Origin of the sequence: Achromobacter spanius, assembly GCF_029637605.1 — a bacterium.
GTDB lineage: Bacteria > Pseudomonadota > Gammaproteobacteria > Burkholderiales > Burkholderiaceae_B > Achromobacter > Achromobacter spanius_E.
On the sequence record NZ_CP121261.1, the window covers coordinates 3,050,945 to 3,066,333 of the forward strand.

Below are 15,389 nucleotides of genomic sequence, written 5' to 3' on the forward strand. Positions count from 1 at the left end.
AGCTAGCATGCACATCGCGGCAATCGCCCATTTCTTGCGTCGTTCAATTCTTGCGTGGCTGCTGGCCATGCCGCTCCTGGCCGCGCCCGCGGCCGCGGCTGGCGTGGACCCCGCCCTGCTTGCGCCGCTGGCCGGCGACGACACCGACGCCAAGCTGCAAGCGATTGCCGCGTTGGGCCAACACCCTGACCCGCTCGCGGCGGCGGTCTTGCAGGCGCTGGGCAATGACCAGCTCTATGCAACGGCCGACGGCCGCGTGCTGATCGGGCAGGACGACACACGCGCCACCGACCCCGTCACGGGCGCGGCCGTGGACCTGCCCGCCGACAGCGGCACCGTCAGCATCAACAACCGCCTGCGCCGCGCCATCCAGGCCGCGCTGGCGGGTTCGCGCTTGTTCTCGGATCAGCCCGAGGAACGCCTGAGCGCCGCGCGTCGGCTGCAACAGACGGGCGACCCGGCGCGCCTGCCCATGCTTGAAAAAGCACTGGCCTCTGAAAAGAACGAAGCCGTGCGCGAAGCGCTGTTGATCGCGCAGGCCAACCTGGAACTGAAAAGCACCGACCCCGCCAAGCGCCTGCACGCCGTGGAGGTGCTGGGCGAAACACGCAACGCCGCCTTCCGCCCCATGCTGGCCTCGCTGACGCAACAGCGCGACGGCGTCTACGTCGAACCCGATGCGGCCGTGCGCGATGCGGCGGCCACGGCGCTCAAGCAGATCGACCGCCATCTGGCCACCATCGAATGGGCGGGCAACCTCTTTTATGGCATCAGCCTGGGCAGCGTGCTGCTGCTGGCCGCGCTGGGCCTGGCCATCACTTTCGGCCTGATGGGCGTCATCAACATGGCGCATGGCGAGCTGCTGATGATTGGCGCCTACGTGACCTATGTGGTGCAGACGCTGTTCCGCGCCTGGTTGCCGGGCTGGCTGGACTGGTATGTGGTGGCCGCGTTGCCGCTGGCCTTCGTGGTGACGGCGCTGGTGGGCATGGCGCTGGAACGCACCGTGATCCGCTGGCTGTACGGGCGCCCCCTGGAAACCCTGCTGGCCACCTGGGGCATCAGCCTGATGCTGATGCAAGGCGTGCGCACGCTGTTCGGCGCGCAGAACGTGGAAGTGGGCAACCCCAGCTGGATGTCCGGCGGCATCAACGTACTGGGCGGGCTGGTGCTGACCTACAACCGCATCGTCATCATCGGCTTTGCGTTCTTCGTGGTGTTCCTGGTGTGGGTACTGCTGAACCACACGCGGTTGGGCCTCTTCGTGCGCGCCATTACGCAGAACCGGCGCATGGCCGATTGCGTGGGCGTGCCCACCGGACGCGTCGACATGCTGGCCTTTGGCCTGGGGTCCGGCATTGCGGGGCTGGCGGGCGTGGCCCTGTCGCAGTTGGGCAACGTGGGGCCAGACCTGGGCCGTGGCTACATCGTGGATTCGTTCATGGTGGTGGTGCTGGGCGGTGTGGGCCAGTTGGCCGGCACCGTCATCGCCGCGATGGGCCTGGGCGGCGTGAACAAATTCCTGGAGCCCTATGCGGGCGCCGTCATGGCCAAGATCACCATCCTGGTGTTGATTGTGCTGTTTGTCCAAAAACGGCCGCAAGGCCTGTTCGCCCCCCGCGGCCGGAGCGTTGAATGAAACAGACCGCGCTGACCGATCTGAGCTTGCTGACCCGCCGCCCACTTTTTTCGGGCCGCGCCTGGACGGCCCTGGCCGTGGCGGCCGCGCTGCTGGCGCTGCTGCCGCTGCTGAACCTGGTGTTTCCGCCGGGCCATGCGCTGCATGTGTCGGCCTACGCCGTGGCGCTGCTGGGCAAGTTCATGTGCTACGCCATGGCCGCGCTGGCCTTGGACCTGGTGTGGGGCTATGCGGGCATCCTGTCGCTGGGGCACGGCCTGTTCTTCGCGCTGGGCGGCTACGCACACGGCATGTACCTGATGCGCGCCATTGGCCGCGACGGCGTCTACCAAAGCAACCTGCCCGACTTCATGGTGTTCCTGGACTGGAAGGACTACCCCTGGTACTGGGCGTTCACCGAACACTTCTGGTACGCCATGCTGCTGGTGGTGCTGGTGCCGGGCGTGCTGGCCTTTGTGTTCGGCTACTTTGCCTTCCGCTCGCGCATCAAGGGCGTGTACTTTTCGATCATCACGCAAGCCCTGACGTTCGCCGCCATGCTGCTGTTCTTCCGCAACGACACGGGCTTTGGCGGCAACAACGGCTTTACCGATTTCAAGCGCATCCTGGGCTTTGACATCACCGCGCCGGGCACGCGCGCCACCTTGTACTGGATCACGCTGGCGGCCTTGGCGGGCGCCTTGATCCTGGCGCGCATCGTCACGCAATCCAAGCTGGGCCGCGTGCTGACCGCCGTGCGCGATGCCGAAAGCCGGCTGCGCTTCATCGGTTACGACCCCTTGGGTTTCAAGCTGTTCGTGTGGACCTTGTCGGCCGTGCTGTGCGGCATCGCGGGCGCGCTGTATGTGCCGCAGGTGGGCATCATCAACCCCAGCGAAATGTCCACCGAGACCTCGATTGAAATGGTGATCTGGGTGGCCACCGGCGGGCGCGGCACGCTGATCGGCCCCATCATCGGCGCGGGCGCCGTCAACGGCCTGAAGACCTGGTTCACCAGCGTGCTGCCCGAATTCTGGTTGTACGCCCTGGGCCTGATCTTTGTGTTGGTGACGCTGTTCCTGCCCACCGGCATCGTCGGCCTGGCCCGCCGCATCACGGCACGCTTGCAGGAGAAGAAGGCATGACCAGCACGCATACCGAACTGGCCTCGCTGGACGGTGGCCCCAGCGGCGACGCCGGCTACGGCCGCGTCAGCCCCAAGGGCCTGGACACCAGCCACGGCGCCATTCTGTACCTGGAAGGCATTACCGTCAGCTTCGACGGCTTCAAGGCGCTGAACGACCTGACGCTGGACATCGGCGTGGGCGAACTGCGCTGCATCATCGGCCCCAACGGCGCGGGCAAGACCACGATGATGGACGTCATCACCGGCAAGACGCGGCCCACCGCCGGCACCGCGTTCTTTGGCCAGAGCATCGACCTGACCACTCTGAACGAAGCGGAGATCGCGCACGCGGGCATCGGCCGCAAGTTCCAGCGGCCCACGGTGTTTGAACAGCACAGCGTGTTTGAAAACCTGGAGCTGGCAATGAAGACGGACAAGCGCGTGCGGCCCACGCTGTTCTCGCGCTTGACCAGCGAACAGGCCGACAAGATTGGCGAAACGCTGGACCTGATCCGCCTGCGTCCCGAAGTGCAACGCCCTGCCGGCCTGCTGTCGCACGGTCAGAAGCAGTGGCTGGAAATCGGCATGCTGCTGATGCAGGAGCCGCAGTTGCTGCTGCTGGACGAACCGGTTGCCGGCATGACCGACGCCGAAACCGAACGCACCGGCGAGCTGCTTAACGAACTGCGCGGCCGCCATTCCTTGATGGTGGTGGAACACGACATGGACTTCGTCAACCAGATCGCGGGCGACGGCAAGGTGACCGTGCTGCACGAAGGCTCGGTGCTGGCCGAAGGCCCCATGAGCAAGGTGCAAGCCGACCCGCGCGTGATCGAAGTCTACCTGGGGCGCTAAACATGCTGGACGTAAGCACGATCAACCAATACTACGGCGGCAGCCACACGCTGCGCGGCGTGTCGATGTCGGTGCGCCAGGGCGAGTGCCTGGCGCTGCTGGGCCGCAACGGCGTGGGCAAGACCACGCTGCTGAAATGCGTGATGGGCGTGTTGCCCGTGGCCAGCGGCAACATCGCGTTCGACGGCGCCGACATCACGCGCCTGGCGCCCCACCAGCGCGCCGCGCGCGGCATGGCCTATGTGCCGCAGGGCCGCGACATCTTTGCGCGGCTGACGGTGGAAGAGAACATCCTGATGGGCATGGCGACGAAGCCCGCCGCCCGCGCGCGCCGCATCAAGGAAGAAGTCTTTGAACTGTTTCCCGTGCTGAAAAGCATGCTGTCGCGGCGCGGCGGCGACTTGTCCGGCGGTCAGCAGCAACAGCTTGCGATTGCGCGCGCGTTGGTGGCCGAGCCCAAGCTCATCATCCTGGACGAGCCCACCGAAGGCATCCAGCCGTCCATCATCAAGGACATCGCGCGGGTGATCCACATGCTGCGCGAACGCGGCGACATCGCCATCCTGCTGTGCGAGCAGTACTTCGATTTCGCGCGCGAACTGGCCGACCAATTCGTCGTGCTGTCGCGCGGGGAAGTGGTGGCCAGCGGCGACCGCAGCGCCATCGACGGCGAGGACGTGCGTCGGCACTTGTCGGTATAGCTGCGGGCTAACGGAAACGCCATGAGGAAATAGACGCGGACGGGCGTCTTAATATTTCCTTGATACTGCGCACGCATCGGAAAACTGCTCCGATATAATTCCGCTCCATGTGCTTCGCTACTTTCCTGACCCGCCCCAACCTGTGGATCGCGCTTGCCGCGATCCTGTGGGCGTCGTTGGCGCCGTCGCTAGCCCATGCCTTGAGCCTGTCGCCTGACGGCCATCACTTCCATCGCATCAGCGTTGAATACTGCGTCAGCGAAGGTGAAGCCAGCGGCACCCTGACGCTGGAAGTGCCACACAACGACTCGCACGACGACTCGCACAGCAGCAAGGCCGATGACGCCCATGGCGATCATCATTGCCCGCTGTGCCGCAACCCCCAAGCCGACGTGAGCATCCTGCCCGCGCCCGTGCCCGTGGTGCCCGCCCCCGTGGGCCGCGCCATCACCTACCCGCCGCTGTTCTTCCTGGCGGAAAACTCCCTTCATGCCTGGAGCGCGGTACAGCCGCGCGCACCGCCCGCAAACTAAGCGGGGCTACGGTTGTCTGCCGCAGAGGTTTACCGACACGTCGGTTTCCCGTCATTGCTTGCGGCAGCGCCATGCGCCCACGCCACCGTCTCCCCTGACACGCACGACTAGCGGCTTCTGCCGCCAGGCTTAGCGCCGTCGACATCAGACCCTTGCGACTCGTCGCGCCCCGCTTATCCAAAGCGGCGCGCTGGATGCGCTCGCCCGTTTGCTCGTTTGCTCGTTTGCCGACCTCCGACATGAAACACACGACTCTCTATGCCTTGCTGCTGAGCGCCATCGCCGGCAGTCCGGCCCTGACCCTGGCCGCCGAACCCGCCGTGAAGATTCTGGCGCCCACCACCGTCTACGGCGCGGACCACGCCGCACCTGCCCCCAACGGCGTGATCGACCTGGACGCCCACGACAGCACCGGCAGCCGCCTGGGCCTGACGCTGCGCGAAACGCCGGCCAGCGTCACCGTGATCTCGCGCGAGCAGATCGAAGCGCGCGGCTCATTGAACACGCAAGAAATCGCGCGCGGCATCCCCGGCGTGGACAACGCCTCGCCCCCGGGCAATGCCGGCGCGGTCAGCTACCGCGGCTTCTCGGGCGGCCAGGTGTCGCAATTGTTCAACGGCATTTCCGTGCAGTACGACGCCATTGCCGGACGCCCCGTCGATAGCTGGATCTACGACCGCGTCGAGGCCATTGGCGGCCCCGCCACCTTTCTGTTCGGCGCGGGCGCGGTGGGTGGCGCCATCAACTACGTGACCAAGCTGCCCGAACGCGACACCTTTTACGACGCGCAGTTCCGGCTGGGCTCGTTCAACAGCCAGCAGTATTCCATCGGCCTGAACCAGCAGTTGGCGGGCGATGCCGGCGGCCAAGGCCATTACCTGCGCATCGACGCCAACACCGGTTCCAGCCACGGCTGGGTCGACGGCAACCATAGCCGCGCCACCCAGGTGGCCGCGTCCTTGCTGTCGGACCTGGGCGCCGACGTCACCCAGACCTTCGCCTTTGAGTTCCAGCGCGAACAGGTTGACCGCCCCTACTGGGGCACGCCGCTGAAGACCAACGCCAACGGCGTGGTGCAAGGCGAAGGCCACATCATGGATGGCACGCGCTTCAAGAATTACAACGTGAATGACGGCCTGTACGAGCAGTCGGTGCTGTGGGCGCGTTCCGTGACCGAATGGCGCGCGGGGTCGAACCTGACGTTGAAGAACACGCTGTACCACTACCGCGCGGACCGCGACTTCCGCAACCTGGAAAGCTATCGCTTCAACGCGGATAACAGCCTGGTACTGCGTTCGGGCGCGCTGCTGCAACGGCACGAGCAGCGCCTGATCGGCAACCGCGTCGAAGGGCTCTACCGCTCTTCCATCGCGGGCCTGCGCAGCGACTGGTCGTTCGGCGCCGACATCAGCCAGAACAAGGTCACGCGCTTTCCCACCAGCCTGTCCGGCCAGGTGGACGCCGTGGACCCCTACGACTTTTCGGCGGGCGATTTCTACGACATTCCCGGCATGACGCGCGGCCACAAGCCTGACCGCGAGAACCGCATCCGCACCTTTGCGTTGACGCTGGAAAACCGCACGCAAGTGCTGCCCGGCGTGGCCATTGTGTCGGCGCTGCGCAAGGACTTCATCGACCTGGACCTGACCAACCGCCGCGCCGTCACCGCCACGTCACCCGCCAGCGCGCAGCGCAGCTATTCGCCCTTGACCGGGCGCCTGGGCGTGAACTGGGAGATCAGCCCGGAAGCATCGCTGTACGCACAGTACGCCACCGCGGCCGATCCCCCGTCGGGCCTGATGGCCACCGCGTCATTCGCCGACGTGCTGAACAACGACAAGCTCACCACCGGCACGCAGGCCGAGGTGGGCGGCAAGTTCAACTTCTGGGATGGGCGCGGCGCGGCCACCGTGTCGGTCTACGAGATCAAGCGCAAGAACCTGGCGACGTCCGACCCCAACAACCCCGGCGTCAGCGTGCCGGTGGGCGCGCAGTCCGCGCGCGGCGTGGAACTGGCGGGCGGTTTGCAACTGACGTCCAAGCTGTCGCTGCAAGGCAACGTGGCTTTTGTGGACCCCAAGTACGACGACTTCACGCAGTCGGTCGGTGGCGCTTCGGTATCACGCAACGGCAAGGTGCCAACCAACACGCCGCGCCGCCTGGCCAACGTGTGGGTGGACTACGCCTTCGTGCCGGACTGGAACGCCAGCGTCGCGGCGCGCTACGTGGGCCGTACGTATGCGGACGCGGCCAACACGGTGTGGGCGCCGTCCTACACGGTGTTTGACGCGGCGCTGTCGCACCGGATCAATCGCAACGTGGACGCGACCTTCCGCGTGCGCAACCTGACCGACAAGGTCTACGCCGCGAACGCCAGCCCCACGATGTTCTACCTGGGCGCGCCGCGTTCGGTGGAACTGAGCTTGCAAATGCGGTTCTGACGAACGCGCTTAAGGGGAATGCCATGAGCGCCACGTCCACACGCCAAGCCGCAAGTAAGCCCGCCCGCCGCGCCGGGCCGCCGCTGTCCTCGCGCCTCAAGCGATGGCTCTACCTGATCCATCGCTGGGCCGGCATCGTGCTGTGCCTGTTCTTCGCCATGTGGTTTATTTCCGGTGTGGTGATGATGTACGTGGGCTACCCCAAGCTGACGCCGCAGGAACGGCTGACGCACCTGGCGCCGCTGGATGCCGCCGCCATCGCCATCACCCCCGCCCAGGCGCTGGCGGCGGCGGGCTCCCGCGACACAAGCGGCTTGAGCCTGGCCGCCACGCGGGCCGGCGCGCCGGTCTATCTGGTGCCTGGCGCCCCGCGCACGGCGCCCAAGGTGGTGGACGCCGCCAGCGGCGCGCTGCTGCCACCCGCCGACGCGGCCGTGGCCAAAGCAACCGCGCTGGCGTGGTTTGGCGGCCAATACGCCGCGCGTCATCAGGAGACGGTGGATGAAGACGTCTACACCCACTCCGGGTCACTGGATGTGCACCGGCCGCTGCACCGCGTCGACATGGACGACCCGGCGCGTACGCGGCTGTACGTATCGTCGGCCACCGGCGCGGTGGTGCTGGACGCCACGCGCAACGAACGCGCCTGGAACTACGCGGGCGCGTGGATCCATTGGCTGTATCCGTTGCGCGGCAATGCGCTGGATCGCTGGTGGCACGACGTGGTGGTGTGGCTGTCGGTGGCCGGCGTGGTGCTGGCGCTGACGGGCACCGTCGTGGGCCTCCTGCGCTGGCGCTTTTCGCGCCCCTACGCCACGGGCAGCCGTTCGCCCTACCGCGAAAGCATGATGCGATGGCATCACATCAGCGGCCTGCTGTTTGCCGCCATCACCATTACCTGGATCTTCAGCGGCCTGATGTCGATGAACCCGTGGAAGCTCTTCACCAGCACAGCGGCGCCGCTGGCATACAGTGCCTACGCTGGTCCCCCGGCCGACGCGCCGCTGGCCGCGCCGCGCGAACTGATCGCCGCCCTGCCCAGCGCCCCGCGCGAATTGGTGTGGACCCGCGCGGCCGGCAAGGACGTGGCGTTGGCGCGCACTACCGTGGGCGCGCCGCGCGTGCTGTCGGCCATCGACGCCACACCCTCTACGTTCGCCGAAAGCGACTTGCGCGAGGCCGCTACGCGCCTGCTGCCGGGCGCCAAGGTACGCGAGGTCCAGGTGCTGACTCATTACGACTTCTATTACTACGCACGCGACGCGCACGCCATGCTGGGCCATGTGGAAAAGCCGCTGCCCATCTGGCGCGTGGTCTACGACAACCCGCAAGCCACCTGGGTCTATCTGGATCCGGCCACCAGCCAGATCGTGGGCCAGCAAGACCGCAGCAATCGCGTCAGCCGCTGGCTGTTCTCGTTTCTGCACAGTTGGGACTGGACCGGCCTGTTGTCACGCCGGCCCTTATGGGATGTCTTGCTGATCGTCCTGAGCCTGGGCGGCGCCGCGTTGACCCTGACCGGGGTTGTAGTTGGGTGGCGTCGGCTGGGCAAGAAGCTGGGAGGATGAAACAGAAGGATGACGCTGAAGGCTCATCCCGAAGCACTATCCAGACAAATAACGAAGCGCGTGTCCAGAAGTAAAAGCCCGCACTCCGCCGCATTTTGTAAGCGGACTGACGGGTAACCCCACTACCATCGCGACTATTGATTATTACGCTGCGATGACGTGTCATGAATGCTCTGGATGCTTTGAACCATGCCCTGTTTCTGTCGATCAACGCCGACCCGGCCACCGCCGCCTGGCAGATCCAGGCCGCCTTGCTGCTGGCCAACCGATTGATCCTGTTCGTACCGGGCGCGCTGGTGGCGATGTGGCTGTGGGGCGGGCAGGCGCAACGCAGCCTGGCCCTGAAAGTGCTGGCCAGCATTGGCGCGGCGTTGTTCATCAGCTACCTGTGCGGCGCGCTGTGGCCGCAGCCGCGTCCCTTTGTGCTGGGCCTGGGCCACGCCTTTTTCCCGCACAAGGCCACCTCGTCATTCCCCAGCAACCACACCATCATCATCGCCACGTTTGCGTTCGCGCTGATCTTCGACCGGCGCTGGGCGGGCTGGGGTTGGGCAGCGCTGCTGGCCGCCGTGGTCGTGGGCACGTCACGCGTATACCTGGGCGTGCACTTTCCCCTGGACATCGCAGGCGGCCTGATCCTGGCGCCCGTCGCGGCAGCAGCCACCGCGGCGGTGTGGAACCGCGTTGGCGCGCCGCTGACGCTGGCCGCGCAAGCCATCTACCGCAAGCTGCTGGCCATGCCGATTGCGCGCGGCTGGATCCGCGCGTAGCGGCTTCCACTGCAAACCGGGGAGCGGACCGGGGAGCGGACCGAGCAGCCAACCAAGCCGCGAACCCGCAAGCTCAGTTGATCGCCACGTTCGCGTCCTTCACCAGCTTGGCGTAATTCGCGGTGTCCGTGCCGATGCGGGCGCGCATCTGCGCCGGCGTATCGCCGATAGGCACCGCGCCAATCTCGGCCATGCGGCGCGAGAAATCGGGCGACTTGATGATCTTCACCATCTCGGCATTCAGCCGAGTCACCACGTCCTTGGGCACGGCGGCCGGCGCCAGCACGCCGAACCAGGTGCCCATGTTGAAGGGCTTCAGGCCGGCCTCTTCCATCGTCGGCACGTTGGGCAGCGCCTCTGAACGCTTATTGGTGGTAACCGCCAGCGCCCGCAGCTTGCCGCTTTGTATGTGCGCCAGCACGGGCGTGATGGTGTCGAACGACATATCGATCTGCCCGCCCAGCAGGTCCGTCGTCAGCGGCCCGCTGCCCTTGTACGGCACATGCAGCAGCTTGACGTGGCCTTCTTGCTCAAACTGCGCGCCAATCAAATGCTGCCCGGTGCCCATGCCGTTGGACCCGAAGGTCAGCTTGCCGGGCGCGGCCTGCGCCAGTTTCAACAAACCTTGCACGGTGGTCGCGTCCAGCTTGGGGTTGACGACCAACACATTGGGCACCAGCGCCACCGTGGTGACCGGCGCGAAGTCCTTTTGGAAGTCGTAATGCAGGCTCTTGTAGACGCTGGTGGCAATGGTGTGATGCACCGCGCCCATCAGCAAGGTGTAGCCGTCGGGCGCGGCCTTGGCCACGTAATCCGCGCCCAGGGTCGAGCCCGCGCCGGGCTTGTTTTCCACCACCACCGGCTGGCCCAGGCTTTTGCTTAGCTCCTGGCCCAGCGCGCGCGCCAACACGTCGGTGGTGCCCCCCGCCGGAAACGGCACCACCAGGCTGATCGGCTTGGTGGGATACGTCTGTGCAACAGCCATGCCGCCTGCCAGCGGCAGGCTGAACAGGCACGCGAACGCCAACGCGCGCGCGCGGGTAATTTGCTTGGACATGCTTGTCTCCTTGGATTACGAATGAACTTCGCTTCTTGTTGTATTGCCGGCCAGGCGCCCTCCAGCGCTATGCCGCTTTTACTGCCTTGCCCTGCGCCAGCCGCGCGCACACCGCGGCCGTGACATCTTCGGTGGTGGCCTGGCCGCCCAGGTCGCGCGTGTGCAGCGCGGGCGTGCCGGTGACTTGTTCGATGGCTTGCATCAAGCGTGCCGCCGCATCGTTTTCGCCCAAATGCTCAAGCAGCATCACCACCGACCAGAACGTGCCGACCGGATTCGCCAGGCCCTGGCCCATGATGTCGAAGGCCGACCCGTGGATGGGTTCGAACATGGACGGGTAACGGCGTTCGGGGTCGATGTTGCCGGTGGGCGCAATGCCCAGGCTGCCGGCCAGGGCCGCGGCCAGGTCGCTGAGGATGTCGGCATGCAGGTTGGTGGCAACGATGGTGTCCAGCGACCCGGGCCGGTTGACCATGCGCGCCGTGGCCGCGTCCACCAATTCCTTGTCCCAGGTCACGTCCGGAAATTCACGGCTGACTTGCAGCGCGATCTCGTCCCACATCACCATGGCATGGCGCTGCGCGTTGGACTTGGTGACCACGGTAAGCAGCTTGCGCGGCCGCGATTGCGCCAGCTTGAAGGCAAAGCGCAGGATGCGTTCGACCCCGGCGCGCGTCATGATCGATACGTCGGTGGCGGCTTCGATGGGATGGCCCTGATGCACGCGCCCGCCCACGCCGGAGTATTCGCCCTCGGAGTTTTCGCGCACGATGACCCAGTTCAGTTGCTCGGGCGTGCAGCGCTTGAGCGGCGCGTCGATGCCGGGCAGGATGCGCGTGGGGCGCACGTTGGCGTACTGGTCAAAGCCCTGGCAGATCTTCAGGCGCAAGCCCCACAGGGTGATGTGGTCGGCAATGTCGGGGTCGCCCGCCGAGCCGAACAGAATCGCGTCTTTGTCGCGCAATGCGTCCAGGCCATCGGCCGGCATCATCACGCCGTGCTGGCGGTAGTAGTCGCCGCCCCAGTCGAAATTCTGGAACTCGAAATGCAGTCCGCCTTCGTCGGCCAGGGCCTGCAAGACGCGCTGGCCGGCCGGAATGACTTCCTTGCCGATGCCGTCGCCGGGAATGGTTGCGATGCGATAGGTCTTCATGGCCGACAGGGCTCCTTGCTGATAAGGGTCTGTCGGCAATGTACCGAGCGCCGCGCGCCATGCGCGCAGCGCCATTCACAACATCTTCAACTTCAGGTTGAAGATGTTGTGCCGGAGATCAGCAGCGGCTGACGTTCAGATTGTTGATCAGGTTGTTGAAGTTCTGGCGCAGGCCATAGGCGTCGTCGACGATGGTGGGGCGCATCATCTTGAAGGCGCCCGTGCGCGCGGCGTCTTCCTTGTAGCGGCCGCTTTCCGTGTGCTCCAGCACCTTGCGCCCCGCCGCCAGGAAGGCGTTGGCTTGCATCATCGTGCTGGCGCAACCCTTGGGGTTGGCTTCGCGGGTCTTCTTGTCAAAGCCCAGCGCCATCTCGTTGAGCTTGTCCAGGTCTTGCTTGAAGGCGTCCTTCTTGTCGCCCAGGCCGGTGCCGTCAAAAATGCCGGTCGCCTGATTCAGCGTGGACTTGCCGTAATACACCATGCCGGCGCGGTAGTACGCCACGGTATCCTTCTTGGCCTTTTCAAACGCTTCCTTGGTGTTGGCGGTGTCCTTCACCGAAATGCCGTGATAGAAGGCGCTTTCGGCCTTGGCCACCTCGGTCAGCGCGGCCACGTAGGCCGGGCTCTTTTCACGTGCCAGCGCGCCGTTGTCCGACAGGAAGGTCTTGGCGGCGGCGTAGTTCTGCAGGTCGGTGCTAAGCGGAGCCAGCTTGCCCAAAGCCTGCGCGAAGTCCTTGGCAGCGGCGTCGATCTCGGGAATGGCGGGCTGCATCGCCAGGGCCTTTTCCAGCTTTTCCTTGGTGCGCAACACCATGATGTCGTTGCCGATGACGTAGTCCTTCACGGGCTTCTTGTCGGCCAGCTTGGGCACCATGTACTGCTCGTACTGGTCCAGCGTTTCTTCAAACGACTGGTTGATGCCGTTGGCCGTATCGACGTACTGGTTGTACTTGATGATCTCGGCCTGGGCGGTGCTGGCTTCGGCGGTTTTCGCTTCCGGCTTGGCGTTGTCGTCGCCGCACGCGGCGAGCATCAACGTGGCGGCTAACAGGGCGGACATGCACAAGGGGCGCGACATAAACATCTGTTCTCCAAAAAAGGGAACGCATCATATTCCGCCCACATCGTTAACACGCTACAAAGTCATTCAGAGCTGTCACAAGGGTTTGCCAGATGCGACCTTCTGCTGAAATTCTGGTCGCGTTAGCATGGCCGGCATGACACTCGCCCCCGACCTCCACGAAGAATCCATACGGCTTGCCTACCGCCCGCCCTACGACTGGGCGGCCATGCTGAGCTTTCTGCGGTTGCGCGCCATTCCCGGCATCGAACGGGTGGACGGCGACAGCTATGCGCGAACGATCAGCCTGGATGGCGTGCAGGGCACGATCCGCGTGCAACCGGCCCGGGGCAATGCGCTGCAAGCCACGGTGCGCGTGGCGCGCGCGGAGGCGCTGCCGGCCATCGTTGCGCGGATGCGGCGGATGCTGGATCTGGACACCGACCCGGTGGCGCTGGCGGCGCGCTTTGCGCACGACCCCGTGCTGGCCGCGCTGATCGCCGCGCGTCCCGGCCTGCGCGTGCCGGGCGCGTGGGACGGGTTTGAATTGGCGATGCGCGCCGTGCTGGGCCAGCAGATCACGGTGTCGGCCGCCATCCGGCTGGCGGGCAAGCTGGTGGCCGCGCACGGCGCCCTGCTGTTGCTGCCGGAGGACGGGCTGACGCATGTGTTTCCCACGCCCGAGGTGGTGGCGCGCGCCGAGCTGGCCGTGCTGGGCATGCCGCGCAGCCGGGCAGCCACCTTGTCCGCCGTGGCGGCCGCAGCGGTGGCGGACCCGCGTTTGTTCGAACCCGGCAGCAGCCTGGAAGACGCCGTCACGCGGTTGCGCGCCATCCGGGGCATCGGCGAATGGACGGCGCAATACATTGCCTTGCGGCAACTGCGTGAGCCCGATGCGTTTCCCAGCGCGGACATCGGCCTGATCCGGGCCTTGGAAAAATTGGAATCGCGCGCCTACACGCCCAGGCAACTGCTGGCGCGTGCCGATTCATGGCGGCCCTGGCGGGCCTATGCCGCGCAGCATTTGTGGTCGGCGGGTTGAGGGCTGAGCCGCATCGAGGCTGAACCGCATCTAGTCTGAAACCCACCCGGCCTACCAGCGCGCGGGAGTGTCCTGCTGGAAATAGCCGACCAGGAAGTCCACGAAGATACGGACCTTGGCCGATAGATGATGGCGTTCCGGGAACACCGCGTAGATGTCCGCCTGCGGCAGCGCGTAGTCCTCCAGCACGCGCACCAAGCGGCCGCTGCGCAGATAGCGCGCCAGGTCCCATTCGGCGCGCTGCAAGATGCCCAGGCCCGCAAGGCCCCAGGTCAGCGTCACTTCGCCATCGTTGCTGCTCAGCGCGCCGCGCACCTTCACGGTTTCGCTACGGCGTCCCTTGGTGAAACGCCACAGGCTGTAGGCGTCTTCGTTCTGCCGCAGCACGATGCACTGATGGCGCGCCAGGTCATGCGGGGTGGTCGGCACGCCATGCGTTTTCAGGTAGCCGGGGGACGCGCACACCAGCCGGCGGTTGGGCGCGATCTTGCGGGCGATCAGACGGGTGTCGGGCTGGTCACCGAATCGGATCGCCACGTCGAACGCGTCGCGCACGAAGTCGGCGGGGCTGTCGGTCAACTGCAATTGCAGCGTTACGTCGGGGTACTTCTGCGCGAATTCGGCAATGGCGGGCGCGATGTAGCTGCGGCCGAAGCCCAAGGGCGCGTTGACCTTCAAACGCCCGCGCGGGCTGTCCTGGCGGCTGGCGATAAGCTGGTCCAGGTCTTCGATTTCATCCAGAATGCGGCGCGCGCTTTCCAGGTAGACCTCGCCTTCGGCGGTCAGGCTCAGGCGCCGGGTGCTGCGGTTGAACAAGCGCACGCCCAGCCGCGCTTCAATCTGCGCCAGCCGTTTGCTGACGGCCGCCGGGGTCACGTCCAACTGCCGGGCGGCGGCGGACATGCCGCCCGCGCGCGCCAGCTCAACCACCAGTTGCAGTTCGCTGGAGTGCCCCATGCTGATCGGCCGGGGCGCTTAGTCGCGAAAGTTCTCGAACTGCAGGGGCAGGTCCACGTCGGTCTTTTTCAACAGCGCGATGGCGGCTTGCAGGTCGTCGCGCTTCTTGCCGCTGATGCGCAGCTTGTCGCCATTGATCTGCGATTCCACCTTGAGCTTGGCGTTCTTGATGGCGGCGATCAGCTTCTTGGCCACGGGCTGTTCAATGCCCTGCTTGATGGTGACCTTCTGGCGCGCGCCGCCCAGGTTTTCCAGCGGGTCGGCCACGTCCAGGCAGCGCACGTCGATGCCGCGCGCCGACAGGCGGCCGCGCAAGATGTCGAGCATCTGCTTGAGCTGGAACGCACTGGAGGCAACCTGGGTCACGACGAAGCCCTCCAGTTCGAACTTGGCCTCGGTGCCCTTGAAGTCGAAGCGGGTGGCGAGTTCGCGATTGGCCTGGTCGATGGCGTTGGTGAGTTCGTGTTTGTCGACTTCGGAGACGACGTCAAAAGTAGGCATGACACGG

Annotated in this window: 14 protein-coding genes; 9 read left to right on the top strand and 5 right to left on the bottom strand. The window is 65.8% G+C overall.

The features are described from left to right. Positions 1 to 7 precede the first annotated feature (7 nt). From urtB to P8T11_RS13635, 8 genes are all read left to right on the top strand, one after another. On the top strand, positions 8 to 1,639 hold the full coding sequence (urtB, locus tag P8T11_RS13600) for an urea ABC transporter permease subunit UrtB (protein ID WP_268081452.1): 1,632 nt from the start codon (positions 8 to 10) through the stop codon (positions 1,637 to 1,639). After that, positions 1,636 to 2,763 carry an urea ABC transporter permease subunit UrtC gene (urtC, locus tag P8T11_RS13605; protein WP_268081451.1) on the top strand — a complete coding sequence of 376 codons (1,128 nt, stop codon included), beginning with the start codon at positions 1,636 to 1,638 and terminating at the stop codon, positions 2,761 to 2,763. Before urtB ends, urtC begins: the two co-directional genes overlap by 4 nt. Continuing rightward, a complete protein-coding gene (gene urtD / locus P8T11_RS13610; RefSeq protein ID WP_268081450.1) occupies positions 2,760 to 3,599 on the top strand; it encodes an urea ABC transporter ATP-binding protein UrtD in 840 nt (279 codons plus the stop codon). Before urtC ends, urtD begins: the two co-directional genes overlap by 4 nt. 2 nt (positions 3,600 to 3,601) lie before the next feature. After that, on the top strand, positions 3,602 to 4,300 hold the full coding sequence (gene urtE / locus P8T11_RS13615) for an urea ABC transporter ATP-binding subunit UrtE (RefSeq protein WP_268081449.1): 699 nt from the start codon (positions 3,602 to 3,604) through the stop codon (positions 4,298 to 4,300). Positions 4,301 to 4,407: 107 nt separating this feature from the next. Then, positions 4,408 to 4,833, top strand: a complete 426-nt coding sequence (locus P8T11_RS13620; RefSeq protein WP_268081448.1) for a DUF2946 domain-containing protein — start codon at positions 4,408 to 4,410, stop codon at positions 4,831 to 4,833. Positions 4,834 to 5,072: 239 nt separating this feature from the next. Beyond that, positions 5,073 to 7,274, top strand: a complete 2,202-nt coding sequence (locus P8T11_RS13625) for a TonB-dependent receptor (protein WP_268081447.1) — start codon at positions 5,073 to 5,075, stop codon at positions 7,272 to 7,274. A 23-nt stretch (positions 7,275 to 7,297) separates the two neighbouring features. Further along, the gene (locus P8T11_RS13630; protein WP_268081446.1) at positions 7,298 to 8,842 is read left to right on the top strand and encodes a PepSY domain-containing protein; all 1,545 of its coding nucleotides are present in this window, start codon (positions 7,298 to 7,300) and stop codon (positions 8,840 to 8,842) included. Positions 8,843 to 9,006: 164 nt separating this feature from the next. Continuing rightward, positions 9,007 to 9,612 carry a phosphatase PAP2 family protein gene (locus P8T11_RS13635; RefSeq protein WP_268081445.1) on the top strand — a complete coding sequence of 202 codons (606 nt, stop codon included), beginning with the start codon at positions 9,007 to 9,009 and terminating at the stop codon, positions 9,610 to 9,612. 73 nt (positions 9,613 to 9,685) lie between these two features. Here P8T11_RS13635 and P8T11_RS13640 read toward each other — a convergent pair whose 3' ends face one another. The 3 genes from P8T11_RS13640 to P8T11_RS13650 all read right to left on the bottom strand — a co-directional run bounded on the left by P8T11_RS13640 (position 9,686) and on the right by P8T11_RS13650 (position 12,882). After that, complete coding sequence (locus tag P8T11_RS13640; protein ID WP_268081444.1) at positions 9,686 to 10,669, bottom strand: Bug family tripartite tricarboxylate transporter substrate binding protein; 984 nt, start codon at positions 10,667 to 10,669, stop codon at positions 9,686 to 9,688. 67 nt (positions 10,670 to 10,736) lie between these two features. Continuing rightward, entirely contained in the window at positions 10,737 to 11,822 is a 1,086-nt protein-coding gene (locus P8T11_RS13645) for a tartrate dehydrogenase (RefSeq protein ID WP_268081443.1), read from the bottom strand. A 118-nt stretch (positions 11,823 to 11,940) separates the two neighbouring features. Further along, positions 11,941 to 12,882 (bottom strand): DUF3829 domain-containing protein, encoded by a 942-nt coding sequence (locus P8T11_RS13650; RefSeq protein ID WP_240669371.1) that lies wholly within the window; start codon positions 12,880 to 12,882, stop codon positions 11,941 to 11,943. A gap of 157 nt (positions 12,883 to 13,039) precedes the next feature. Here P8T11_RS13650 and P8T11_RS13655 point away from each other — a divergent pair, with 157 nt between their 5' ends. After that, the gene (locus P8T11_RS13655; RefSeq protein WP_326494521.1) at positions 13,040 to 13,924 is read left to right on the top strand and encodes a DNA-3-methyladenine glycosylase family protein; all 885 of its coding nucleotides are present in this window, start codon (positions 13,040 to 13,042) and stop codon (positions 13,922 to 13,924) included. A gap of 51 nt (positions 13,925 to 13,975) precedes the next feature. Here the strand turns inward: P8T11_RS13655 and P8T11_RS13660 are convergent, their stop codons facing one another. Together P8T11_RS13660 and P8T11_RS13665 are read right to left on the bottom strand one after the other, a co-directional pair. Further along, positions 13,976 to 14,881, bottom strand: coding sequence for a LysR family transcriptional regulator (locus P8T11_RS13660; RefSeq protein WP_268081442.1), 906 nt, complete (start codon positions 14,879 to 14,881; stop codon positions 13,976 to 13,978). A gap of 18 nt (positions 14,882 to 14,899) precedes the next feature. Then, positions 14,900 to 15,382, bottom strand: coding sequence for a YajQ family cyclic di-GMP-binding protein (locus P8T11_RS13665; RefSeq protein ID WP_050450041.1), 483 nt, complete (start codon positions 15,380 to 15,382; stop codon positions 14,900 to 14,902). Positions 15,383 to 15,389: the final 7 nt, after the last annotated feature.